Consider the following 24186-nt stretch of genomic DNA (forward strand, 5'->3'; position numbering starts at 1 on the left):
ACTCATCCAGTTCTACGGGGGTCCCGGGCCCCTGGCAACGACCCCTCTTACTAGTGGCCCTCGCAGCCGGGGCGCAACGACCCCCCGAGGCGCGAGCGGGTATCCGCGCAGGTGGGGGCGGGTGTGTGGGGGCGGGTAGGGGACGTTCAAGGACTACTATCCCGCCTCGTATGTGACCTAGGTCCTGTGGGGCGGGTCACCGCCCCACCACCCCGATCTCACCCTCCGTGGCCGACCGTACCCCTTTCAGGGGAAGGCGAGCGGGCTTTTCAGACCCCGCATCGAAGGCCGCGGCCGGGCATCCGTTTGGAACCATCGCCCCGGGACATGTCTGGGGGAAGGTGGAGATCTTGGTCCGGAGCGGAAGAGGATGAGGAAGAGGAAGACGACCGTGAACTACACAGGGAGGATTCCGTCCCGACGCGCCCTGCTCGCCCTCGGGGCCGGAGCCGCGCTGGCGGCCTCGCTGCCGGCGGGCGGCGGCGCGGTCGCCGCGACCGGCTCCGGCAGCGGCCCCGGCACCGGCGCCGTGTCGCGCCGGCTGGCGGAGCTGGAGCGGGAGCACTCCGCCCGCCTGGGCGTGTACGCCCGCGACACCGCCACCGGCCGCACGGTGCGCTACCGGGCGCAGGAGCGGTTCCCGCTCTGCTCGGTCTTCAAGACCCTCGCCGTGGCCGCCGTACTGCGCGACCTCGACCGGGACGGGGAGTTCCTGGCCAAGCGCGTCCACTACACCGCCGCGGAGGCAGCCGCCTCCGGGCACGCCCCGATCACCGGCAGGCCGGAGAACCTCGCCCGGGGGATGACGATCGGGGAGCTGTGCGATTCCACGATCCGCTTCAGCGACAACGCCGCCGCCAACCTCCTGCTGCGCGAGCTGGGCGGTCCCGCCGCCGTCACCCGCTTCGCCCGATCGACCGGGGACGCGAGCACCCGTCTGGACCGGTGGGAACCGGACCTGAACAGCGCCGAGCCCGGGCGGATCACCGACACGACCACCCCGTACGCCATCGGGCGGACCTACGAACGGCTCACCCTCGGCACCGCCCTCGGGACGGCGGACCGGCGGCGGCTCACCGGCTGGCTGCTGGGCAACACCACGGGCGGCGAGCGGCTGCGGGCCGGTCTGCCGGAGGGCTGGACCGTGGCGGACAAGACGGGGGCGGGCGCGTACGGGACCAACAATGACGTGGCCGTCGTCTGGCCCCCCGGGCGGGCGCCCCTGGTCATCGCCGTCCTGACGACCAAGCCCGATCCCGGCGCCGCGCCCGACGACCCGCTCATCGCCCGGACCGCCGCGCTCCTCGCCGTCGCGCTGACCGGGGGCTGACCCGGGCCCGAGGCGCTCTCGGACCGGAATCCCCCGCCCTCAGTGCTCCGTCATCCGGAGCTCCACCGCCAGCCGGCCCGGCCGCCCCTCCTGCGCCACCAGCGGGCGGCCCACCCGGGCTGTCTCCGCGCACAGGAAGCGCAGGTGCTCCCGCGGCGCGACGTCGGCCATGCCGCGAGCGAGTTCCGCGCCCGGGTTCCAGACCACCACGTCGCTGTGGTCGTGGTGGGTGAGGGCGACGATCCTTCCCAGCACCTCGTCGCGCACCGTCGTGACGGGCGCCGGCGCCGTCTGGAACCGCTCGACGTGGTCCACCGGGGTCAGCGTGCCGTCCTCGTCCTCGTAGTGGCGCCGGGTGAGCCCGTCGGTGTGTTCGGGGCCGAGGCCCGCGAGGTGGGCCCGGCCGAGGTCGCCGATGCGTACGTAGGTGTGGAGGGCGGCGGTGGCGGTGTGGTCGCCGCGGTCCTCGATCTCGATGAGGCAGGTGTCGGTCAGGGTGTACCGCGCCACGAGGACGAACTCCTCGGGCCACACGGCGCGGGTCGCCGGCGAGGGCCGCAGCGTGCACTCCACGACGACCCGGTCCGCGTCCTCCTCCCACGCCGTCAGCTCCCAGTCGCTGGTCCGCGCGAACCCGTGCGAGGGCGAGCCGGCGGGGCCCGACGGGCCGAACCACGGCCAGCAGAGGGGGACGCCACCGCGCACGGCCGTTCCGCGCCGCCACAGGTCCGGGTCGGCGGACCACAGGACGCCCGGGTCTTCGGAACGGGCGGCGGCAGGGCGCCAGGTGACCAGTTGTCCGCCCTGGAGGCTCACGCACGCCTGTCCGGCGCGCGGGTGGTCCACGACGAGAACGGGGAAGTCCGCGTACCTGCGGCGGGTGAGGGCCGGGGAGAGCTGCTCCTCGACGGGCAGGGTCCGGAACTTCTCGAAGATCTGATCCATGCCCCGACCTTGCTTCACGGCGCAGACCGGGTCAAATCCTCTCGGTCGGGGAGGGTTGTTCGATGCGTGGTGCTCGCGGCCGTGAACTCGAATTGGCTCGCTCCTCGTCCACCCCCTCTTGCACGATGGCCACATGAGCACCTCCCAGCGGCCCCCGCACCACACCGCCCGGCCCGGTCGGGAAGCCGCCGCCCGGCTCCTCGCCTCGCTCGCTCCGCACGGCCGTCGTGAGCGGGTCCGCACCGCCGTCGCCCGGGTGCGCGCGCTGCCTCCGGCCGAGGTGCCCGACCTGCTCGCGGAGCTCGCCGACCCCGGCCGGCACGTTCCGGACACCCGGGCCACGGCCCTGATCTGCGCACGCGCCGTCCCTTCCGACCCGGCTCACGGTGCGCGACTCGCGGATCTGCTCGTCGCGGGGCTCTCCGATCCGCACGGGGCCGTACGGGCCCAGGCGCTGGTCGCGCTCCGCAGCGGCCGCATACGTCCGACCGCCGATGCCCTGGTGAGCGACCGGGTCACGGCCGCGGCCCGGGAACAGCTCGTCGTCGCCCTTCTCCGCACCCCGGCTCCCCTGCCCGATGCCCTGATCGACTCCGTCCGCACGACCTGGGGAGATCACGAGGCGGCCCGGCTGCTGCCCGCCTGCTCCCCCGCGACCGTGCGGCGGGTGCTGCCGCGGCTCCGGCACGCCCTGCGCTCCTGGCTGCCGTTGGCCCGCCGGGTACCCGAAGTCGTGTACGAGAGCGTGGTCCGGGAGGCCGAGTCGCAGGCCCCGGCTGCACGGAACAACTGGTGGGTGGTCGCGGCCCACGGCCCCCTGGGTGCTCTGGCCGCCCCGTGGGCGTGAACCTGGAGCCCGGCGACGTCCCGGAGATCCGCCGAGCCACCTCCGAGCACGCCCGGCGCCTCGTCGACATGGGCGCCGCGCTGCTGTGCATCACCGCCAACCCCGGTACGGGCGGCGCCTACGACGGCATGGCCCGGGTCACCGAGGAGCTGCGCAAGGGTCTCGGTGACGAGGCGGCCCTATCGCCATCCGCGGCCGCCGCCACACCTGGAACCGCATGTCGTTCGCGCCCGGCCGCTCGGCCCACGCCGAAGCCGCACAGAACGGCACCTCGTAGTCCTGACGACGGATCCGATCCCTGTCCGACGGACACGGGCGCAGGGGCGAGGGGCGGCGCGATCACGGCCGGGCACTCACCGGGGCCTGCGGTGGCCGTAACGTCGAGCGTGGACGCGGCCGTTGCCGGATCCGGGGAGTGGGGCCGCGCGGGGCGGGCATCCGCAGGGTATGGACAACTCATCGCACGACGCGGAGCGCGAACCCGCACCGCGAAGAGAGCCGCGGCGGCTGCCGTGGTGGGGACGGGCAGTCGGTGGGCTGGTGGTACTGGGTCTGGTCCTGGTGCTCGCCGGGCGGTTCAGTCTGCTGCCCGGCTTCGGCGGTCTGTTCCGCCAGGACACCGTGGACCGTTCGGGGCCGGTCCTGCTCAAGTCGATCCAGGACATGCACCGTTACGAGGGCGCCGCCGGGAACTTCCAGGTCGTGGTGGACCTGGAGAAGGACGCGGCCTTCCTGCCGGACTCCGTCCGGGGAACCCGGACCCTCTACGTCGGAGCCGGTTCCGTAAGCGGCTACGTGGATCTGGGCGGGCTCGGCGAGCAGGCCGTCACCGTCAACGAGGAGCGCACCAAGGTTTCGCTCCGGCTGCCCCACGCCGTCCTCGGGACGGCCGCGCTGGACCTGGACCGCTCGTACGCCGTGTCCAAGCAGCGGGGGCTGCTCGACCGGCTGGGTGACCTGTTCACCGACAATCCGGCCGGCGAACAGGCCGTACAGCGCCTGGCCGTTCAGCACATCACGGAAGCCGCCCGCGACAGCGGCCTCGCGGAGCGCACGGAGAAGAACACCACCGCGATGCTGGAGGGCCTGCTCCGCTCCCTGGGCTTCCGGGAGGTCACGGTCGCCTACGTGTGACGCCGCCAGGCGGGACCCTTCAGCCCGACGTCCGGCGCAGGACCAGGGAGACGAAGCCCCAGGTGTCCCGGTAGGTGCGCAGCCATTCGGTGCGGCGCGCGGTGGCCGTGGCCAGTACGTGCGCGCCGTCCGGATCGGCGGGGCGGTCCAGGGCCCAGGAGGCCAGCGACCCCCAGCAGGCCCATTCGTAGTCGTCCAGTTCGCGGCGCGTGCTGACGTGCCCGTGGACGGGGGTCCACCCGTCGGCGACGACCTGTTCCACGGTGGTCGCAAGATCGGCCTGCTCCCCGAACAGCTCGACGGCTTCGGGGGAAGGGGAGCGGTCCCAGAATCCCTCGCCGATCAGGACCCGGCCGCCGGGGGCCAGGTGCTTGGCCGCGCCGGCGAGGGTGGGCAGCAGACCGCCGAAGGCATGGGTGGACCCGACGCTGAGCACCAGGTCGAACGGCTGCGCGGAGGCGAAGTCCGCGGCCTCCTGGCGGTGGAGGACCAGCCGGTCCCGGACCCCGAGGCGGACCGCCGTCTCGTGGGCCTGCGCCAGGGCGTCCTCGGACACGTCGACTCCCTCGGCGTGCAGCTCCGGGTGGACGGTCAGGGCGCGCAGCAGCCATTCCGCGGTGCCGCACCCGAGATCGAGCACGCGCTCGTCGCCGCGCGGCAGGCCCCGTTCCAGGAGGCGGCGTACCGAGTCGTCGTCGAGCGGGGATTTTATCGGGTGATCGGCATGGGCAATCCCGGAGATGTGTTCACGGTTCACCGGTGCAGCCTGCCAGCCCGCCAAGGCCGTGCGCATCTCGATTTCGATCACGGATCCGAACATTCGTGTACGGCACATCCGCGGATGCCGTGCCCCGTACGAGCCTCGAAGACCTCACCCGCACACTGGCGGCCGCTGTCGCCGCTGCTGGCGGGCTCTCCGCACCTCTACGTCAGCAGCGCCAACCGGACCGGGCAGCCACCGGCGACACCGCGGCCCGGGCGGCGGCCATGTTCGGGCCCGGCGTCCCGGTCGTCGACGCCGACGCGCTGCGCCACCCGGCACCCCCACGCGGCCACCACCATGCTGCGCATCGGCTCCGGCGGAGACCTGGCGCACGTCCGGAGCGGTGCCCCGGACCGGGCACACGGCCCAGACCCCGAGGCCTATCTGACGCACCTTCGGGCGGCGCACGGCGGCGGGTGACGCACCGCGGGGGTGACGCACCGCGGGCTGCGGTGACGCACTGCGGCGGGTGACTCCCCCGGCGGCTGACGCCGGATCCGATCAGCCCCTGCGGACCCCTTCCAGACGGCCGACCCGACCCTTCTCCCCCGCGGCCCAGCAGCCGCCGTCCGCCGTGCAGGCGACCGTGTCGAAGGAACCCGGGTCGAGCGTGCGCCAGGTGCGGCCGCCGTCCCGGGTCAGGTCCGTGCCCGTCGGGCCCACCGCCAGGGCCGCGCCGGCGCCGTACGGGAGCCAGGCCGCACCCGATCGGTAGGCGGGCGGCGGGGTCGAGGCCTGCCTCCAGGTGCGGCCCGCGTCCGAGGACACCGCGGCGGCCTGTGGGGAGGCCTGCCCGGTGCGGTAGTCGCCGCCGACCGCAAGGCCCCTCGTACGGTCCTTGAAGGCGAGGGCGAAGACCCCGCGCGCCGGGTCGCCCGCGGGGAGGGTGGACTCGGCCGCCTGCCAGGTCAGCCCGCGGTCCGCGGAGTGGAGCACCCGAGCGACCGGGCCCCCGCCGGTGGCCAGCCAGACGTCGCGCGGCCCGGCGGACACCAGGCACTGGCCGCTCGCCGCGAAGCCCGCCTCGCCCGGCAGCGCGTCCGGCATTCCGGCATTGGGCAGGACCCGCCAGCTCCGGCCGCCGTCTTCGGTGGACAGGATGCGGAACCTGCCGTCCACCGGGTCGCTCATCGCGATCCCGTGGCGGGAGTCGAAGAAGGTGAGGCAGTCGTAAAAGGCCCGCGGGTCGGGATTCCGGAAGGTCTCCGTCCACGTGGCGCCGCCGTCCTCGGTGCGCAGCACCCTGGAGGCCTCGCCCTCGCCGATGGACAGGGCCACGGCGCGCCGCCCGTCGAAGGCTTCGATGTCCCGCAGTTCGAGTCCCTCCGCGACCGCCCCGGGTGGTGAGACGTCGCGCCAGCTGCGGCCGCCGTCAGAGGTCCGCAGCACGGTCCCCTTCGAGCCGGCCACCCAGGCAGTGGACCGGCTCACGGCGGCCAGTCCTCTGAACCGGGCGTCCCTGCCGGTCTCCTTCAGCGCCCAGCGCGCACCGCGGAGGTCCCGTGACCCGTCCGCGGCCTGCGCCGGGGCGGCCACCACCCCCAGCAGCAGAGCCGCGGCGCACATGCCAACTCCCAGAAGTCTCATGGCGCCGGAAGCTAACGCACCCCGGATTCACCGTCCAGGGCGCTTCCCGGCCACCGGCCGCCCCCGGATTCGAGGCGGATCCCGCATCGCTCGTACTCCTGCCCCGCCGTACGGGGACTCTCGGCCGGTCATCCCACGCACCCTCGACGCAGTGCTGCCCGGGGTCGCCCCCGCGCGCGTTGCCTGCGTTGTCGGCATTACCGGCGCAGTGGGCGTAGTCGGCGTTGCCGACGGGGAGGCGGCGCACCGCGGCCGGTGCGAACCAGCCCGACCGCCAGAGCGAGCAGTCGTCGATCCGGCCCGCCACGGTCAGCCCGCACGCCTCGCAGGTCATATGGGGACCGTCCGGACCGATCTCCTCGTAGCTCGGGGGCGGTCCGGCCAACGGGTTTTCCCTCCGCCGCACGGGAGTCCGGCGCGTCGTCGGTGGCGCGTAGTCGGTGTCAGAGCAGGCCTCGGCGTGTGCGGTACACCCGTAGCCCGGTGACCTCGTAGGACAGTTCCGTGACCCCGGGCTCCGGCGCCGGGTGGTACCGGCCCGCGCAGACGGAGAGGTTGACGATCAGGTAGGCGGACCAGCTCCGCCCCACTCCCCTGCCGTCGCTGAAGACCCGGTCGCCATTGACCCACCAGATGACCGAACTCCTCCCGAACTCGACCTTCAGGTCGATCCATCCTCCGGGCCTGACCGCCGGGTCACGGTGGTAACGGTGCGCCTCCCGGACGTGGTTGGAGAGTTCGAGGAGGTCCGGATTGTCGGGGTGGTACTCGAAGACGTCGATCTCTTGGCCTCCGTCGCGCCAGGTCCAGATGGCCGGCCAGGCGCCGAGCCCCACCGGGAGCTTCACCCGGGCCTCCAGCACGTCTCCGGTGCGCACCTCGAAGCCCTCGTCGCTGCCCTCGGTGGTGAGCAGCCCGCTGTCCCAGTTCCCGTCGGGACGCCGTGTCGCCCGGAAGGTTCCGGCGCGGCTGTAGGCGGGGTCTTCGGTGAGGTGGTCCAGCTTGTTGTCGCCCGGGTTGACCGGGCCGCCGTCGGGATACGCCCACGAGCGGCCGGCGATCCACTGGGCGGGAGAGGCGAAGTCGGCGGTGAAGACGGGGGTGCGGCGCGGGCGGGGCAGGTTCCGCAGCCGTTCGATCATGTCCGAGAGCATGGCGGATATCTGCCCGCCAGGAGTCCCCCGCACACTCGGATCGTCACCTGTCGTGACGATCGCGGCACTCTGAGTTCCTGCGATCCGTCCGGCGGGTCACCCGAGCGCACAGGCCTGCCCATGGGCTGGACCATTCCCAGCACGGCCCTGCCGACGGCGCTGAGGGCGGGATGCCGGTGACCTCCGGATGGCGCTCTACTCGGCTTCGAGCTGGTGGTCGGCCCAGACGTAGGTCTCGGGCAGCAACTCGGCGATGAGGACGGCACGGACACCGTCGCCCTGACCCACGATCACCTTCAGGGGGGGGAAGTAGTCGAGGAGGACTTGCCGGCACAGGCCGCACGGGGGACGACCCCTCAGTCTCGGTCGCCCACGGCGACGATCGCGTCCAGCTCGTAGGCGCCCTGGGCGGCCGCCGCACCGATGACGACCAGCTCCACGCAGGGGCCTCCGGCGAAGTGGCAGGCGTTCACCGCGGTGATGATCCGGCCGCCCCGGGCACGGGCCGCGGCGGCCATGGTGTGGTTGTCGCCCCGGCACCGGGTGCGCGCGACGTCGGCCGCGGCCCGGACGAGTTCGTGGTCGACGGGGTGGACGTGCGCGGTCATCTTCTCTGCCTTCGCTTCGTACGGTGTCGGGCCACGTTCACCCGCGCGGCGACGGCGCGCAAGCGAAGATCCGCACCCCTGGTCAAGCCTAACCCCCCTATGTAAGGTTCAACAATCGATAGCATCTATTACTCTTCAGGGGGCGCGCGGCGATGCCGGACACCAGGATCAATGAGCTCGTGCGGATGTGGATCGACGGCTGGGTCGTCTCCCGCGGCAGCTCGGACCCGATCGACGAGCCGTGGGGATGGACCATCGACGTCGGGCAGGCCAAGCACGTGGCCCGGCACGTGCTGCCGGAGCCCTCCGAGGCCGATGTGCGCAAGATCGTCGCCTCGACGAGCGCGCCGGGGACCTGGCTGAAGCTGTTCGCCGCGGAGGAAACGGTCCTGCCCTGGGTGGGACCGGGCTGGCGGAACGACATCGCCGGTTTCCTGATGACCTGTCGTCTCGCGGCGGAACGCCCCGAGGTACCGGCCGGCTACACGCTCACCCGGTGGACCCGGGGCGGCGTCAGCCGCGTGCTGGTCCGCACGCCCGAGGGGCACTTCGCCGCCCGGGGACAGATCGCCCACGCCGGCGCGCACGCCGTGGTCGACCAGGTCGAGACCGCCGCCGAACACCGGCGCAGGGGCCTCGGCGGCCTGGTGATGCGCGCACTGCAGAGCACCGCCCACGAGACCGGCGCGAGGACCGGCGTCCTGGTCGGCACGCCGGAGGGCCAGGCGCTCTACTCCGCGCTGGGCTGGACCACGCACTCCCCGATGACGAGCCTCTGGTACGAGCCGTCCGACGCGGCCGGCTGAGCCGGACCGGCGGCGTCGGCGGAACGATAGGTCAGGCGAGGCCCACGGTGTACGCCGCCTTGTGGCCGGCCGCGGGCGGTACCGGTGCCAGGGTCATCGCGGCGCCCGAGTCCCGGTAGCGGCCGTCGCGGGTGTTGGGGTGGGCCGGGGGCTCGCGGCGGGCGGACCACGGTCAGGCTTCAGCGGCACGTGCGTTCCGGCGGACGGGCTGTCGAGCCCCGTGCCCCCGAAGCCCGCGAACGTCTCCCCCGGCGGCGGCCAGGAGGGTGGCCGGGGTGTGGAAGGCGTCCGTGCCCAGGCAGATCGGCGGCCGGTGGCCGTCACCGTGGAGTTCGTACGGGAGGGCCGTCATCTCCTCGCGCTCGTCGGGGAACCGCTCGGGGTCGATGACCGGCCGGGACGGACCGTTCACGAAGCGCCACGGGGTGACGGCGCAGGCGGCCGCTGCCGCCGCGGCGATCTCGGCGGTGTGCGCGTCGGTGATGTGGTCGAGTTCCGGTCGAGCGCCGGGTCGGACAGACGGATCGCACGGCGGACGGAATCTGGTATGACGCGCGAGGAGTGCGGCACGTGCAGGATCACCGGCGACGTGCCGGCGCCGGGAAGGACCTCGAAGGACTCGGGTCGGTGGATCACTTGTCGTTCCCCGTTGGCCATGGGGTCATCGACCGGGCGGGCCGGGGCCGTCAGCCGACCCGGATGCCGATCACGCACGTGTCGTCGTCCGTGTCGGAGCGGCTCTCGGCGAGGAGCCGGTCGAGTTGGCCGTCCAGGTCCCCGTCAGCGGCGGCCGCCGCGTGCACGAGGTGGCCGAGGGACTCCTGCACCGAGGAGTCCCGGCGCTCCACCAGCCCGTCCGTGTACATCAGGAGCGTGTCGCCCGGTTCGAGCCGCACCTCCCGCTCGACGTAGGTGACATCGGGCAGGGCGCCGAGGAGCAGCCCTTCGATGAGCGGGAAGGCCTCCGCCTGCCCGCGCCGGACCAGTACGGGGGGCAGGTGGCCCGCACGGGCCCAGCGCATCACCCTCGTGCGCGGGTCGAAGAGACCGCAGACGGCCGTGGCCGTCACGTGCTTGGCCAGGTGATGGGTGACCGTGTTGAGCCAGGACAGCAGCTGGGCGGGGCCCGCCCCGGTGACGGCGAGACCGCGCAGGGCGTTGCGCAGGACGACCATGCCGGTGGCCGCCTCGATGCCGTGCCCGGCGACGTCGCCCACCGACAGCATGATCAGTCCGGAAGGCAGGACCACGGTGTCGTACCAGTCTCCGCCGACGAGCGCCTCGATCTCCGCCGGCCGGTAGCGGACGGCGACCCGCAGGCCCGGAGCCTCGATGGCCTGCGGGGTGGGGGGCATGATGGCGTGCTGGAGCTGGAGGGCCAGGCGGCTGCGTTCGGCGGACTCGGCCTCGGTGTGGGCGAGTTGGTCCCGGGTCGCGGCCAGGGCCACCTCGGTCCAGTGCTGGGCGGAGATGTCCTGGTAGGCGCCGCGCACGGCGTGCAGCCGCTGGTCCGCGTCGAGGACGGGCTCGGCGACGACCCGGATGTGGCGGGTGATTCCGTCGGGTCTGCGCAGGCGGAGGTTGACGGAGGCGGGGCGGTGGTGGCGCAGCACCGCGCGCAGGAAGCGCTGGACGGCCGCGGAGTCGTCGGGGTGCGCGTAGCCGGGGAGTTCCCCCAGCCGGACCGGGGGCGCCGTGGGCGGGAGTCCGTGGAGATCGTAGAGCTGGGCGTTCCAGGTGGTCTCGCCGGTGACGAGGTTCTCTTCGAAGCCTCCGATCCGGCCCAGGCGCTGGGCGTGCTGGAGGAGGCCCGCCAGGCGGGCGGTCTCGTCATGGATCCGCCAGATCAGCAGGACGGCCGAGCCGTGGCGGCTGACGCTGATGTTCGCGACGGAGGTGAGCGGGATCTGGTCGACGAGTGCGGTCAGGCTCATGCGTTCGGCGCGGAAGGGCTCGCCCGTCGCGTGCACGCGCTCGATGATGTCGAAGAGCCCGCTCTCGCCGGCGGCCAGGGGGTAGGCCTCCAGCAGCAGGGCGCCGTTGACGTCGCCGCGCGGACGTCCCACCGGGTCGACGAAGCGGCTGCCGGTATGCCGGATCCGGAAGTCGGCGAGCCGGCCGTCGGAGTCGAGTACCGGGGTGAGGACGACGGCCGGGTCCTGGAGCCCCTCGGCGAGGTCGATGAGCTCGGCGACGTCCGGCAGGACCGCCTCCGCGGCCAGGGGGTCGTACGGGGGCGCGGCGTCCATCGTGCGGGCGCACAGCTCGGCGAGGGCCTCGACCTGGCGCTCGATCTGGGGTGCCTGCGGCTCCAGGGGCTGCGGCCAGCAGATCTCCAGGACTCCCTGGATCCGTCCGCCCGTCCCCGTGGGCACCGCCATCCTCCCGCCGCCGGGCCATTCGGCGCGGCCTACGGAGGGGAGCCCCTCCCGGTCCATGGCGGTGAGGGTGACCAGGCGGCGTTCCCCCAGGGCGAGGCGGGCGACGGTGGAGACGCCCGGGGGGACGTGGCGCCAGCGGGCGGCCTCCCTGGGCGGGAACCCGGCGTGGCCGGCGAGGGACAGCGAACCGTCGGGCTCCGCGGCCCACACGGCCACCGCCACCGCTCCCAGGGGGCCCAGGGCGTTCGTCAGGAGGGACTCGGCGACCGCTTGGGTGTCGGCGGTGACGGCGAGCACTCCGCTCTCGGCGGTGCGCAGGCGCACCGACACCGTGGACGGCTGATCGGCCGGGTCGCCGCCGTGCGCGGCAGCGCCCGCGCCCGTACCGGCACCCGCACCCGCACCCGTACGTTCGACGAACTCGGCGGCGATCTCGCTGACGTGGTCGCGGGAGGCCTGGTTGACGATGTCCGCCGCAAGTTCGAGGGGGGACATCCCGCTCTCGCGGCACAGTACGTCGAGCTGGCGGGCCGCCGCCGCCGGGGTGCAGCGCAGCTGCCCGATCAGGATGCCCTTGGCCAGTTCGACCAAGGCCCTCCCGTCGGCGGCCGCTTGCGCCTCCAGCACCTCGCGGCGCAGGCGTTCCACGGTGGCGACGAGGCGGCCGAGGGGGGTCGGAGCCTGCTGCGGGATGACGCCCGCGGGGCGGTCGCCGTCCGGTGCTCCCGGCCGGCGCGCGTCGTCGTACCGGTGGGCATCCCCGTGCCGGCGGGTGTCGCCGGTCACGGGGTGAGCCTGCGACGGATGCGGGCGATGAGGTCGTCGGCGTCCACCGGTTTGGTCACGTAGTCGCTCGCGCCCGCGGCGAGGCTCTTCTCCCGGTCCCCGGGCATGGCCTTGGCCGTGACGGCGATGATGGGCAGGTCCGCGTACTGCGGCATCCGCCGGATCTCGGCGGTCGCGGCGTAGCCGTCCAGTTCGGGCATCATCACGTCCATCAGGACGATGTCGACGCCGGGGTTGCGGACGAGGGCGTCGATGCCCTTGCGGCCGTCCTCGGCGTGGAGCACGCGCATGCCGTGCAGTTCCAGGACCCCGCTCAGCGCGAAGAGGTTGCGTGCGTCGTCGTCGACGACGAGCACCGTACGTCCGGCCAGGTCGCTCTCGGGTACGTGATCGGCGTGCCGGCGCCGCGCGTCACCCTGTACCAGCGGCAGGACGTCCCCGGGCTGTTCGGCGGACAGGTGGAGCGCGATGCGTTCGCGCAGCTCGTCCAGGCTGGAGAGCAGTTCCACGCGGCGTGACGCGGACCGCCGGCGCAGGGCCTCCTCCTGGCCGGGCCGCACCCGCGGGTTGTTGTGGGCGAGGACGGGGAGCGCGGCGAGGGCCGGGTCTCCGTCGAGGGCGTCGAGGAAGCGGAGCGCTTCGCCGTCGGGCAGGTCCAGTGCCAGGACGACGCAGTGGAAGGAGTGCGCCGCCAGGGCGGCGGCCGCCTCGCGGGAGCTGGTGGCGTTGACCACGTGAATGCCGCCCCGCTCCCCCGCCCTCAGGTGGTCGGGGGCGAAGTCCCGGTCGGCGCTCTCGGCGACGAGGGAGAGCAGACCGTTCGTCCGCTCCTCGATCACCAGCAGGCGCCGGGGCCTGCGCTGCTCCGGGAGGACGGGGCGGCCCGGACGGCCGCCCTGCTCCGCCACCGCCCGGTGCGAGGCCCCGGGCGGGAGCGCCTGGGGGGTCTCGGCATAAGTGGCGTCCTCGTAGTCCGCGCGGCTGACCGGCAGGTAGAGGGTGAAGGTGCTGCCCTGGCCGGGGGCGCTCTCCGCGGTGACGGCCCCGCCGAGGAGCTGGGCGATCTCGCGGCTGATGGAGAGCCCGAGGCCGGTCCCGCCGTACTTGCGGCTGGTGGTGCCGTCGGCCTGCTGGAAGGCCCCGAAGACCGACTCCAGTTGCTGTTCGGGGATGCCGATGCCCGTGTCGCGCACCCGGAAGGCCAGCATCGGACCGCGCCGGGTGAGAGCGGCGGGGATCTCGGGGGCCGCGGCCGGTTCGATGCGGAGCTCGACGCCTCCGCGCTCGGTGAACTTCACGGCGTTCGACAGGAGGTTGCGCAGGATCTGGCGCAGGCGCGAGTCGTCGGTGAGCAGGTCGTCGGGGGCGCCGGGGGCCGTGGTGACGGTGAAGTCGAGGCTCTTCTGCGTGGTCATCGGCCGGAAGGTGGCGTCGACGTACTCCAGGAGCTGGGGCAGGTGCACCCGCTCGGGGTTGATGTCCATCTTCCCGGCCTCGACCTTCGACAGGTCGAGGATGTCGTTGATCAGCTGGAGGAGGTCGGAGCCGGCCGAGTGGATGATTCCGGCGTACTCGACCTGCTTGGGGGTGAGGTTGCGCGCGGGGTTCTGGGCGAGCAACTGGGCCAGGATGAGGAGGCTGTTGAGCGGGGTGCGCAGTTCGTGGCTCATGTTGGCCAGGAACTCGGACTTGTAGGTGGAGGCCAGCGACAGCTGTTGCGCACGGGTCTCCAGCTCCTGCCGGGCTTGCTCGATCTCCAGGTTCTTGGCCTCGATGTCGCTGTTCTGGCTGGCGAGGAGGGCGGCCTTCTCCTCCAGCTCCGCGTTGGAGCGCTGGAGTTCCTCCTGCTGGACCTGGAGTTCCTCGGAGCGGGCCTGGAGTTCGCCGGTCAGCCGCTGGGACTCGCCGAGGAGTTCGTCGGTGCGGGCGTTGGCCACGATCGTGTTGACGTTGGCGCCGATGGCCTCCATCAGCTGGGCCAGGAAGTCGCGGTGCACGGGGTTGAAGACGGAGAAGGAGGCCAGCTCGATCACGCCGAGGATCTGGTCGTCCACCACGATCGGCAGGATGATCAGGCTGCCCGGGGTGGTGTGGCCCAGCCCGGAGGAGATCACGTACCCGCCCGGGACCTGGTCGGTGGCGATGATCCGGCGGCTGCGGGCCGCCTGGCCGACGAGGGACTCTCCCAGGGCGAAGGCGGCGCCCTCCTGCGCGGCGGCGGAACGCCCGTAGGAGCCGACGAGGGTGAGCACGGTGCCTCCGGGGCGCTCCTCGGCGAGGTAGAAGGCTCCGTACTGGGCGGCGACCAGCGGGGTCAGTTCGTCCATGACGAGTTCGGCGACGGCGCCCAGGTCCCGGTGGCCCTGCATCAGGCCGGAGATACGGGCCAGGTTCGATTTCAGCCAGTCCTGCTCCTGGTTGGCCCGGGTGCTCTCGCGGAGCGAGCCGACCATGGAGTTGATGTTGTCCTTGAGTTCGGCGACCTCGCCCGAGGCGTCGACGGTGATCGAGCGGGTCAGGTCGCCCTCGGCGACCGCGCTGGCGACCTCGGCGATGGCCCGGACCTGACGGGTCAGGTTGCCGGCCAGCTCGTCGACGTTCTCCGTCAGGCGCTTCCACGTACCGGAGACGCCCTCGACCTCGGCCTGGCCGCCGAGGCGGCCCTCGCTGCCCACTTCACGGGCGACGCGGGTGACCTCGGCGGCGAAGGCGGAGAGCTGGTCGACCATCGTGTTGATGGTGGTCTTCAGCTCCAGGATCTCCCCGCGGGCGTCCACGTCGATCTTCTTCGACAGGTCGCCGTTGGCCACGGCCGTGGTGACGAGGGCGATGTTGCGGACCTGGCCGGTGAGGTTGTTGGCCATGGAGTTGACGTTGTCCGTGAGGTCCTTCCAGGTACCCGCCACGTTGGGGACCTGGGCCTGGCCGCCGAGCCGGCCCTCCGTGCCCACCTCGCGGGCCACCCGGGTCACCTCGTCGGCGAAGGCCGACAGGGTGTCGACCATCGTGTTGATGACCCCGGCCAGCGCGGCGACCTCGCCCTTGGCCTCCACCATGATCTTCTGCGAGAGGTCGCCGCGGGCGACGGCGGTGGCCACCTGGGCGATGGAACGCACCTGTCCGGTCAGGTTGGACGCCATGACGTTGACGTTGTCCGTCAGGTCCTTCCAGGTCCCGGAGACCCCCCGGACCGTGGCCTGACCGCCAAGATTGCCCTCGGTGCCGACCTCGCGCGCCACCCGGGTCACCTCGTCGGCGAACGCGGAGAGCTGGTCGACCATCGTGTTGATGGTCTCCTTCAGCTCCAGGATCTCCCCCCGCGCGTCAACCCGGATCTTCTGGGTCAGGTCGCCCTGGGCCACGGCGGTGGTGACCTCGGCGATGGAGCGCACCTGGGCGGTCAGGTTGTCGGCCATGACGTTGACCGACTCCGTCAGGTCCTTCCACGTACCGGAGACGCCCTGGACGTCCGCCTGGCCGCCGAGCCGGCCCTCGGTGCCGACCTCGCGGGCCACCCGGGTCACCTCGCCGGCGAATCCGGAGAGCTGGTCGACCATCGTGTTGATGGTCTCCTTCAGCTCCAGGATCTCCCCGCGCGCGGTGACGTTGATCTTCTGCGAGAGGTCGCCCTTGGCCACGGCGGTCGCGACCTGGGCGATGGAGCGCACCTGGGCGGTCAGGTTTCCGGCCATGAAGTTGACCGAATCCGTGAGGTCCAGCCAGGCTCCGCCGACTCCCGGTACGTCGGCCTGGCCGCCCAGGGTCCCCTCGGTGCCCACCTCGCGGGCCACCCGGGTCACCTCGGAGGTGAACAGGGACAGCTGGTTGACCATCCCGTTGAAGACGGTGGCGATCTCCCCGAGCAGCCCGTCCGCCGCATCGGGCAGCCGCGTACGGAAGTCTCCGTCGCGCACGGCCGTCAGCCCGGCCAGCAGCCTGCGCAGCTCCGCCTCGCCGATCCCGCCCTCGCCCTCGCCCTCGCCCGGGAGCGGGGGCGCCCCGTCCACCGAACCCGTGCCCGCCCGCTCGGCCATCCGCCCCAACCTCACACTCGAAACCGACACTCCACCGAACGGGACCAGACGGCCCCCCGGCACCGGGCGCGGCGAAGCGCCCGGCTCCACGGGGATCCGGCCGCGCCGCACCACCGGTCCGGTGAAGGCTAGCGCCGCCGAAGGGACGATAAGGCACGGTCGATCACACCGGGGGCAGCACATCCCGCCTGCGGGAAGGCGAGGTCGACGGGCGGCCTCGCGCACGCGGCCCGAACGCGCCCCGGGGGAACCTGTTTTGGACTGCTCCGGGGTGACCCGGCCAGTTCCGGGTAGACGAACCGGTGACACTCGCGCACAACGGAGGAAACGGGGTGAAGCGGATGGCGGTCAAGGCCGTGGGCTGGGCCCGGTCGTTCCCCGTCTCGGAGGGAGTCCGGGCGGCACGGGAATGGACGGCGGGCCACCTGGAGTCGCTGCCGTGGAACGGTTCGGTGGCCGACACCGGGTACTCCGTGCTGATCTGCGTCTCCGAACTCGTCACCAACGCACACCTGCACGCGGCCGGGACCGCGCACCTCGTCCTGACCTGGGACGGCTGCTGCCTGCACGTGAGCGTCGCGGACGCCGATCCGCGGCTGCCCCCGCACCGGGAGCCCGATGCGGGCGCGGAAGCCACGTCGGGGCGCGGGCTCGGGATCGTCACCACCCTGGCCGATTCCCTGGACATCCACGCGTCGCACGGCGGGAAGGCGATCACCGCGTGCTTCCGGCCGGGCGGCGGACCGGACCCGCACGGACAGGAGCCGGGCCGGACCCGGGAATCGCCCCCGCGACAGCCCTGGTCCGGGGCCCCGGAGACCGGATGACCGGCGGGGCCGGCACGGCGGCGGGGCGGCCGGTCCGGGTTCACGCCCCGGTGGCGGCGTCCACGCTCGCGTTCAGGGACAGGACCGTATCGGCCCCGGTCACCGCGAACAGCCGGCGCAACTGCTCGCCGGGGGCGGCGATGCGCAGGGTCGTCAGGCGGTGCAGCCGCAGGAGCAGGTTCAGGAAGGAGGAATCCCCGAAGGTGATGGCAGCGGCGTCCAGCACCACCAGCGGATGCAAGTCCGCGGCGGCGAGGAGAGCCTCTTCCAAGGGAACCAAGGTGTCCTGGTCGAGCTCTCCGCGGGCCACCACCACCCAGCCGCCCCCGGCCGGGTAGCCGTCCCCGACCACACCCTGCCCGTATCCGTCCCCTGCTCCGGTCATGTCCGCCTCCCCGGATCGTCCGTCGTACGTCCTTCCAGGGAGTATGCCTGCTCCTCGCTCCGACACCACCGCCCCCCGGGACCGCAGCCCTTCACCGGGCCTCGGCGCACCCCGGGGAGGAATTCCCTTGCCCTCGATGTGTGTAGACCCTCGAAGGCGGGGCACAAGCGCTCCCGGCAGCCGTTAGTCAATCGGGAGGGAGCGGCCACCATGAATCGCTCGGCCACCGTTGTAGGCCCCATTCGTGCAGCAGACGCATCGGTACCCGCGTGTGACCTGGAGTCCGCGGGAGCGACCACGCAGGACGCGGACCTGTTCCGGGTGGAGAACGCGCGGGAGATGGCGCCCGGTGACGCCCGGGAGCTCTCGCGGCTCTTCTTCGCGAGGCTGCGCACCCTGGAGGAGGGGACGCGCGAGTACCAGTACACGCGCAACACCCTGATCGAAATGAACCTGTCCCTCGTCCAGTTCGCCGCGCGGCGCTTCCGGGCCCGCGTGGTCGGCGGCGGTCTGGACATGGAGGATGTCATCCAGGTCGGAACCATCGGCCTGATCAAGGCCATCGACCGCTACGACACGGAGCGCGAGGTCGAGTTCTCCACCCTCGCCCTGCCGTACATCACGGGTGAGATCAAGCGCTACTTCCGCGACACCACCTGGGCCGTGCACGTACCGCGCCGCCTGCAGGAGCTGCGTACGGAACTCGCCAAGACCCAGGACGCCCTGAGCGATGTCCTGGGCAGGGCGCCGACCGTCAAGGAAGTCGCCCAGCACCTGGAGTTGTCCGAGGACGAGGTCATCGAGGGGCTGGTGGCCGCGAACGGCTACACCAGCAGTTCCCTCGACGCCACCGCGGTCGACGGCGACGCCGCCCCGGCGGCGGGCCGTGGCGCCCGGCCGATGGCGGAGCGCCACGGAGCCGTGGATCCCGGCATGGAGCTCTTCGAGGACTTCCACACCCTCGCGCCCCTGCTGGAGGAACTGGACGAACGCGACCGGCTCGTCCTGCAGCTGCGCTTCGGACTGGAAAAGACCCAGGCGGAGATCGGCGCCGAACTCGGCGTCTCCCAGATGCAGGTCTCCCGCATCCTGTCCCGGACCCTGGCGCGGCTGCGCACCGGCATGCTGGCGGTGTAAGAAGGGACCGTGAACTCCTCATCCGGCGCGTCGGAGCGCGCGGGCGCGTCGGCGGGCTCGGCAGCGGCAACAGGCTCAACGGCAGCGGCGGCAGCGGCAGGCTCGGAGGCGGCAGCGTGCGCGTCGGCGCCGCTGACCGCCCGGCCGTGGCAGGACCGTCCTGGCGCTCGCCTGAGCGGCAGCTGCGACCTCGACACGCGGCAGTGCATGTTCGCCGCGCTCGGCGTCGTGACCGCGATTCCCGGTCCGGTCGTCCATCTCGACCTGTCCGCCGTGGTCTACCTGGACACGGCCGCGGTCGCCGCGCTCGTAGGGGCGTCCGCCGCCCTCGGCGGGCAGGGGCGGCGTCTGCTGCTTCACAATCCGCCGTACTCGTTCCGCAAGGTCGTGGAGATGTTCCCGGACGAATGCGCCGCGCTGGAGGTCGCAGCATGATCACTGTTCCTGAGCCCGCCGGGCCCGGGGCCTTCGTCCACCCCGCCTTCTTCTACGAGGACTTCGAGGGGTACGCGGCCGGCGTGGGCGCCTTCGTGGGCGCCGCCGTGTCGGCCGGTGAACCGGTCCTCGTCGCCGTACCCGGACCGCGCCTGGACGACCTGCGCGAGAGCCTCGGCCGAAACGCCGAGGGCGTCACGTGGACGGACATGACGGAGCTGGGCCGCAACCCCGGCCGCATCCTGGCCGCCCTGCGCGATTTCGCCGACCTGCACGTGAGCCGGCCGGCCCGGATCGTCGGAGAGCCGATCTGGCCCGGCCGCTCCCCCGCCGAGGTCCTGGAGGCCACCCGGCACGAGGCCCTCATCAACACGGCCTTCGCCGGCCGGCCCGCCACCGTCCTGTGCCCGTACGACGTACGGGGCCTGGCGCCCGAGGTACTGGCCGACGCCCGGCGCACGCACCCCACCCTCATCGAGGGGGGCTCGGACCTGCCGAACCCGGCGTACACGGACGCCGCACGGGTCTCGGCGGACTGCGACCGGCCGATGCCGGAGCCCGGGGGCGACGTGCACCGGTTCGCGTACGCCCAAGGAGGGCTGGCCGAGGTGCGCGAGTACGCCGCCGCCTGGGCCCGCGGGACCGCGCTGAGCGCGGCGCGGCGCGGCGACCTGGTCCTGGCCGTCAGCGAGGCCGCGGCCAACTCACTGTCCCACGGGGGCGGGAAGGGCACGCTGCGCCTGTGGACCACCGTCGGTCCCGGGGCGGGAGTCGTCGCCGAGATCCACGACGCGGGCCGCCTGGCGGATCCCCTCGCGGGGCGCCGCCGCCCGTCCCTGGCCTCCGCCAACGGCGGCCGGGGCCTGTGGATGATCCACCAGCTCTGCGATCTGGTCGAGGTCCGGGCCCTGCCCGAGGGCTTCACGCTGCGGCTCCACATGACAACGCCCTGACAGGGAAGGTCACCTACACTCGGGGGCGGGCCCGGGTGTTCCCGGGCCGCTCGGGGGCATACGGACAGTCCCGGACACCGACCACGAACTCAGCGGGCGGTCTCCCGGGAACAGCGAGCAGAGCAGCGTCGGCACGGGGGTGCGAGAGCACGGTGGAGACCATCGGACCGGAAACGGGAGATCCAGTGAGCGCCGGCCTTCCCGGCGGAGGCCAGCGGCGTCGCCTCGCCCTGACGGGCGTCGGGAGCGCGGTGGCCAAGGGACGCGACTTCACGCGCCGGACCCTGCGGGACTGGGGCTGGGACGGAACCGAGACCGCCGAGGACGCCCTGCTCCTCGTGTCCGAGCTGCTGACCAACGCCTCACTACACGCGGACGGCTGCCGGGAACTCGTCCTGACGGCCGGGCGAACGCTGCGCATCGAGGTGTGCGACGGCACGACGGCCCCGCCCCTCCTCCACCCTGCCCCGCGGCGCGGCATGCCGGGGGGCCACGGTCTGCACATCGTGGAGCGGCTGTCCGACCGCTGGGGCACGCACGCGCATGGGGACGGCAAGGCCGTCTGGGCCGAGATCGAGGCCGACCGTCTGGTGTCCGGCAGGCCAGCGCCCCGCTGACCGGGCGGACCCCCGGGTCCGTTGCCCGGTCGTCGTCCGTTCCCCGGTCCCGGTCGTCGTCCGTTCCCCGGTCGTCCCGCGCGCACGGGCGTCGATCCGGCCGCCGGGGGCAGGAGCGTCTCATGACCTCTCATCAGTTCACCTCCTTGTCCCTGGCCCCGGCGATCGGGCCCTCCTGGGTGCACCTGCTCGTCATCGCCTTCGCGCTGATCGTGCTCGTGCACACCCTGGCGCGGCACCGGTAGGAACGCGCACGTCCGGCCGTTGCCGCGCCGTACGGGCGCCGGCCTGCGCGGAGTTCCGTCAGCGGGAGCGCCCCTCGGTCGCGCCGGGCCCTGCCGGAGCCGGGTCCAGCAGGACGCGGGGCAGGGCGGCGGGGTGCTTCTCCGCCAGCCAGGCGATCAGCCGCTCGCGTACGACGCAGCGCACCGTCCAGACGTCGTCTGCGTCCTTGGCCGTGACGATGGCCCGCACCACGATGCTGGAGGGCGTCGTATCCGTGACGGCGAGGTCCCAGCCGCGGCCGTCCCACTGCGGGCAGTCGCGCAGGATCTCGTGGACCTTGTCCCGCATGAGGTCTACGGGCGCCCCGTGGTCGCAGTGCAGGAAGACCGTGCCGGTCATCTGGACGCCGCCGCGCGACCAGTTCTCGAAGGGCCTGGTCGTGAAGTACGAGACGGGCATGGTGATGCGGCGTTCATCCCAGGTGCGTACGGCGAGGAAGGTGAGGGTGACGTCCTCGACCACCCCCCACTCGCCGGCGACCACGACCGTGTCCCCGATCCGCACGAGGTCACCGAAGGCGATCTGGAAGCCCGCGAAGAGGTTTCCCAGGGTGGACTGGGCCGCCACCCCGGCCACGATGCCGATGATCCCGGCGGAGGCGAGCACGGACGTGCCGAGCCCACGGAAGCTCGGGAAGGTGAGGAGCATGGCGGCGGCCGCGATCACGGCCACGACGACGGTCACGACCCTCGTGATCAGCGTCACCTGGGTACGGACCCGGCGCACCCGGGCCGGGTCGCGGGTGCCGGTGGCGTAGCGGGCGTACCCCGACTCGACGACGGCGGAGGCCACGACCACGATCAGCCAGGCCCCGGCACCGATCAGGGCCAGCGAGAGGATCCGGCCCGTGGCGGCCGCGTTGTCCCGCAGCGGCGGCCACGCGGTCTGCCGGCAGGCGCCCTTGAACAGTGCGGCGAGGAGGAATATCTGCAGGGCGTGGCGGCAGCGGCGCAGCAGGTGCCACAAGGGCGTCTCGGGGTGTCGCGCGCCGGCGCGGCGGAGCAGTCGGTCGACGGCCCAGCCGGCCGCGGCGGTGAGCAGGATCGAACCCGCCAGGAGGGTCAGAAGGCGTAGGGCGCTGTTCATGTCTCCCCAGTGAGTGGAAGCGGCACGGACATTCCCGCACCTGCCCCACGGCAGGGACCTGACACAGGGACACCGCCCGCCGCCGCTCCCCCGGACCCGCGAGCCGGTCACTCGCCGCGGTGGAAGACCTTCCGCCAACCCGTGCGACTCGGCTTCGCGATCGCCTTTGCCGCCGGGTTCGTTGCCGGCTTCGTGGCCAGGTTCGTTGCCGGCTTTACGGGCCCTGGTTCCGGCCTCGGCGAGGCCTCGGGGTGGACCGGCCGGGGCCGGCGGTGCCACCAGTGCCTGCGGCGCGGGTGCACGGCGCGGCCCAGGCGGCGGCCGATCAGCAGGTAGCCGAGGAGGGCTCCGGCCGTGTTGAGGATGACGTCGTCGATGTCGAAGACGCGTCCCGTGACCAGGGCGCCCTGGATCAGCTCCACCAGCGTCATCAGACACACCGTCACCACGGCGACCCGCAGCAGCCCCCGGGCCGGAGGCATGAGGACGGGCAGGAGCACCCCGAACGGCAGGCCCAGCAGCAGGTTCCCGCCCAGCTGGCGCACCGCCTCCGTGGTCGACGCGCCGTCCAGGTAGGCATTGATCGAATGGCCGGGCGTGGTGTTGCTGTGCACCAGGGCCACCGAGGCGGCGGAGGGTTCCAGCGTGAGCCGTGCGAGCACCACGCTGAACAGGACGGTCCCGACGAAGGCCGCCAGCATGGCCAGCGCCCGGACGGCCGGGTGCGCGGGACGGCGTTGTTGCCAGGCTGCCGCTACGGACCCGCTGTCGGAACTCTCGCCGCGCCGCAGCGCGTGTCTCCATGTCATGGCGGCGCGTCTGCCCTGCGAACGGTCCGGTACGCGCCCCGGCGGGAGAGTCGCTCCGAATCCAGCTCCGGAGCCGGAGCCGGCTCCCGACCACCGTGCCGTCGCGACGTCGGCGCTGCTGGGCGAATGAAGGACCGGAGCCGGGGCAGGCGAGTTCGGGCGGGGCGCCGTCGGCGCCGCGCACGACATCGAAAGAGAGGGACGGCCGGCACCGCGCCGCCGCCCCCTGTCTGGCGAAGGAGTTGTTTTCGCGTGACTGAGCATGTGTGGAGCTACAGGTCGACCGCGGGCCACCTGACCGGCACCGATCTGATCGGTTACACGGTCGAGGCGACCGACGGCAGCATCGGCAAGGTCGACAAGCACTCCGACGAGGCCGGTGACGCCTACCTGGTCGTGGACACGGGGATCTGGATCTTCGGCAAGGAGGTGCTGCTCCCGGCGAGCACCGTGATCATCGTCGATGTGAGCCGGGAGAAGGTCTACGTCGACGGCACCAAGGAGCAGATCAAGAACGCCCCGGAGTTCCACCGCGAGAAGCACCTCGACGACGTCGGGTACCGCGAGGAGATCGGCACCTACTACTCGATCGGCGGCTTCGGCGGCCGCATCATCTGACCCGGTGACACGGACACGGGCCCGGACTCGACGAGTCCGGGCCCGTGTCCGTGTCCGGGGCCGTGCGCGCGACCTGGTCCCCTCCCCGCAAGCGGGACCCGGCCGCAGCGACGGTCAGCCCCGTACGAGTGCGCGGACGTTCTCGACGCTGCCGCAGTCGGCGTCCAGCCGGCGCTCCCGCTCCCGCAGGAAGGCCGCTCCGAGCTCGGCCCTCCGCTCGTCCGGTACGTTCTCCCGGGCTCCGTTGAGGATGGTGCGCTCCTCCTCGTCGAGGTGGTGGGAAACCGCCTTGACCAAGTCTTCCAGCCGCTCGTTCCAGTCGTCGGAGCCCACTTCGGACACCTCCAGCAGCGCCAGGAGGGCCTCGTTGCCCTCGGCGTGTTCCTCGGCGCCGTGCTCGACTTCCGCGTTGTCGACGTCCTTGAACCGCTTCAGTGCGCCGTACACCTCGGCCTCCTCGGCCTCGCCGTGGGCCACGAGGAGCGCGGACAGCTTCGCGAGCGCGTCCGCGCGGTCGGCCTCCACACTGCGCATCCGGCGGAAGAGGTCCTCCATCCTGCGGTGGTCCTTGAGGATCAAGGCGACGACGTCCTGGTTCTCCTGTGCGTCCGCGGCCATGCCACGTTCCTCCTCTTCTCGCATGTTTCGTTCCGCAGGGG

The 24186-nt window shown here is 72.8% G+C and carries 21 protein-coding genes and 2 pseudogenes; 11 read left to right on the top strand and 12 right to left on the bottom strand.

The genetic code is table 11. The features are described from left to right. Nucleotides 1–370: 370 nt before the first annotated feature. On the top strand, nucleotides 371–1330 hold the full coding sequence (gene bla / locus ACIQV3_RS38170; protein WP_403721282.1) for a class A beta-lactamase: 960 nt from the start codon (nucleotides 371–373) through the stop codon (nucleotides 1328–1330). A gap of 39 nt (nucleotides 1331–1369) precedes the next feature. On the opposite strand, the gene ACIQV3_RS38175 is transcribed toward bla, so the two are convergent. Beyond that, the gene (locus ACIQV3_RS38175; protein ID WP_403721284.1) at nucleotides 1370–2275 is read right to left on the bottom strand and encodes a D-hexose-6-phosphate mutarotase; all 906 of its coding nucleotides are present in this window, start codon (nucleotides 2273–2275) and stop codon (nucleotides 1370–1372) included. Between the two features lie 133 nt (nucleotides 2276–2408). Between ACIQV3_RS38175 and ACIQV3_RS38180 the strand changes: the two genes are divergently transcribed. Continuing rightward, on the top strand, nucleotides 2409–3122 hold the full coding sequence (locus ACIQV3_RS38180; protein ID WP_403721287.1) for a hypothetical protein: 714 nt from the start codon (nucleotides 2409–2411) through the stop codon (nucleotides 3120–3122). 447 nt (nucleotides 3123–3569) lie between these two features. Beyond that, complete coding sequence (locus ACIQV3_RS38185) at nucleotides 3570–4256, top strand: DUF4230 domain-containing protein (RefSeq protein ID WP_403721289.1); 687 nt, start codon at nucleotides 3570–3572, stop codon at nucleotides 4254–4256. A 19-nt stretch (nucleotides 4257–4275) separates the two neighbouring features. On the opposite strand, the gene ACIQV3_RS38190 is transcribed toward ACIQV3_RS38185, so the two are convergent. The 4 genes and pseudogenes from ACIQV3_RS38190 to ACIQV3_RS38205 form a co-directional block, all read right to left on the bottom strand. Beyond that, the gene (locus ACIQV3_RS38190) at nucleotides 4276–5013 is read right to left on the bottom strand and encodes an SAM-dependent methyltransferase (protein ID WP_403721386.1); all 738 of its coding nucleotides are present in this window, start codon (nucleotides 5011–5013) and stop codon (nucleotides 4276–4278) included. Between the two features lie 507 nt (nucleotides 5014–5520). After that, nucleotides 5521–6585, bottom strand: coding sequence for a WD40/YVTN/BNR-like repeat-containing protein (locus ACIQV3_RS38195; RefSeq protein WP_403721291.1), 1065 nt, complete (start codon nucleotides 6583–6585; stop codon nucleotides 5521–5523). A 464-nt stretch (nucleotides 6586–7049) separates the two neighbouring features. After that, entirely contained in the window at nucleotides 7050–7748 is a 699-nt protein-coding gene (locus ACIQV3_RS38200; RefSeq protein ID WP_403721293.1) for a beta-glucanase, read from the bottom strand. A 207-nt stretch (nucleotides 7749–7955) separates the two neighbouring features. Next, nucleotides 7956–8368: pseudogene (locus tag ACIQV3_RS38205) on the bottom strand (cytidine deaminase). A gap of 152 nt (nucleotides 8369–8520) precedes the next feature. On the opposite strand from ACIQV3_RS38205, the gene ACIQV3_RS38210 reads away from it, so the two are divergent. After that, on the top strand, nucleotides 8521–9174 hold the full coding sequence (locus ACIQV3_RS38210; protein WP_403721295.1) for a GNAT family N-acetyltransferase: 654 nt from the start codon (nucleotides 8521–8523) through the stop codon (nucleotides 9172–9174). A 177-nt stretch (nucleotides 9175–9351) separates the two neighbouring features. Here the strand turns inward: ACIQV3_RS38210 and ACIQV3_RS38215 are convergent. The 3 genes and pseudogenes from ACIQV3_RS38215 to ACIQV3_RS38225 all read right to left on the bottom strand — a co-directional run. Beyond that, nucleotides 9352–9831: pseudogene (locus tag ACIQV3_RS38215) on the bottom strand (N-formylglutamate amidohydrolase); the annotation flags it as partial. 29 nt (nucleotides 9832–9860) lie between these two features. Beyond that, entirely contained in the window at nucleotides 9861–12341 is a 2481-nt protein-coding gene (locus tag ACIQV3_RS38220; protein WP_403721297.1) for a SpoIIE family protein phosphatase, read from the bottom strand. Then, nucleotides 12338–16375, bottom strand: coding sequence for a HAMP domain-containing protein (locus ACIQV3_RS38225; protein ID WP_403721299.1), 4038 nt, complete (start codon nucleotides 16373–16375; stop codon nucleotides 12338–12340). The genes ACIQV3_RS38220 and ACIQV3_RS38225 overlap by 4 nt, the downstream gene beginning before the upstream one ends. 341 nt (nucleotides 16376–16716) lie before the next feature. Here ACIQV3_RS38225 and ACIQV3_RS38230 point away from each other — a divergent pair, with 341 nt between their 5' ends. Beyond that, on the top strand, nucleotides 16717–17202 hold the full coding sequence (locus ACIQV3_RS38230) for an ATP-binding protein (RefSeq protein ID WP_403721389.1): 486 nt from the start codon (nucleotides 16717–16719) through the stop codon (nucleotides 17200–17202). A 40-nt stretch (nucleotides 17203–17242) separates the two neighbouring features. Here ACIQV3_RS38230 and ACIQV3_RS38235 read toward each other — a convergent pair whose 3' ends face one another. Next, entirely contained in the window at nucleotides 17243–17587 is a 345-nt protein-coding gene (locus ACIQV3_RS38235; protein ID WP_403721301.1) for an STAS domain-containing protein, read from the bottom strand. A 210-nt stretch (nucleotides 17588–17797) separates the two neighbouring features. Between ACIQV3_RS38235 and ACIQV3_RS38240 the strand changes: the two genes are divergently transcribed. The 5 genes from ACIQV3_RS38240 (at nucleotide 17798) to ACIQV3_RS38260 (ending at nucleotide 20974) form a co-directional block, all read left to right on the top strand. Continuing rightward, on the top strand, nucleotides 17798–18724 hold the full coding sequence (locus tag ACIQV3_RS38240) for a SigB/SigF/SigG family RNA polymerase sigma factor (protein ID WP_403721304.1): 927 nt from the start codon (nucleotides 17798–17800) through the stop codon (nucleotides 18722–18724). Between the two features lie 9 nt (nucleotides 18725–18733). After that, entirely contained in the window at nucleotides 18734–19159 is a 426-nt protein-coding gene (locus tag ACIQV3_RS38245) for an STAS domain-containing protein (RefSeq protein WP_403721306.1), read from the top strand. Next, entirely contained in the window at nucleotides 19156–20112 is a 957-nt protein-coding gene (locus tag ACIQV3_RS38250) for an anti-sigma factor RsbA family regulatory protein (RefSeq protein ID WP_403721309.1), read from the top strand. The genes ACIQV3_RS38245 and ACIQV3_RS38250 overlap by 4 nt, the downstream gene beginning before the upstream one ends. A 185-nt stretch (nucleotides 20113–20297) precedes the next feature. Continuing rightward, on the top strand, nucleotides 20298–20729 hold the full coding sequence (locus ACIQV3_RS38255; RefSeq protein WP_403721312.1) for an ATP-binding protein: 432 nt from the start codon (nucleotides 20298–20300) through the stop codon (nucleotides 20727–20729). Between the two features lie 122 nt (nucleotides 20730–20851). Further along, a complete protein-coding gene (locus ACIQV3_RS38260; protein ID WP_389695237.1) occupies nucleotides 20852–20974 on the top strand; it encodes a hypothetical protein in 123 nt (40 codons plus the stop codon). A 58-nt stretch (nucleotides 20975–21032) separates the two neighbouring features. Here ACIQV3_RS38260 and ACIQV3_RS38265 read toward each other — a convergent pair whose 3' ends face one another. Both ACIQV3_RS38265 and ACIQV3_RS38270 read right to left on the bottom strand, forming a co-directional pair. Further along, nucleotides 21033–22100, bottom strand: a complete 1068-nt coding sequence (locus ACIQV3_RS38265) for a mechanosensitive ion channel family protein (RefSeq protein ID WP_403721316.1) — start codon at nucleotides 22098–22100, stop codon at nucleotides 21033–21035. 107 nt (nucleotides 22101–22207) lie between these two features. After that, a complete protein-coding gene (locus ACIQV3_RS38270; protein ID WP_403721318.1) occupies nucleotides 22208–22909 on the bottom strand; it encodes a VanZ family protein in 702 nt (233 codons plus the stop codon). A gap of 252 nt (nucleotides 22910–23161) precedes the next feature. On the opposite strand from ACIQV3_RS38270, the gene ACIQV3_RS38275 reads away from it, so the two are divergent. Beyond that, on the top strand, nucleotides 23162–23527 hold the full coding sequence (locus ACIQV3_RS38275) for a PRC-barrel domain-containing protein (RefSeq protein ID WP_403721320.1): 366 nt from the start codon (nucleotides 23162–23164) through the stop codon (nucleotides 23525–23527). A 114-nt stretch (nucleotides 23528–23641) separates the two neighbouring features. On the opposite strand, the gene ACIQV3_RS38280 is transcribed toward ACIQV3_RS38275, so the two are convergent. Then, nucleotides 23642–24145 carry a hemerythrin domain-containing protein gene (locus tag ACIQV3_RS38280; protein WP_403721323.1) on the bottom strand — a complete coding sequence of 168 codons (504 nt, stop codon included), beginning with the start codon at nucleotides 24143–24145 and terminating at the stop codon, nucleotides 23642–23644. Nucleotides 24146–24186 lie beyond the last annotated feature (41 nt).

This window comes from Streptomyces sp. NPDC099050, from assembly GCF_044759865.1.
Taxonomy (GTDB): Bacteria; Actinomycetota; Actinomycetes; order Streptomycetales; family Streptomycetaceae; genus Streptomyces.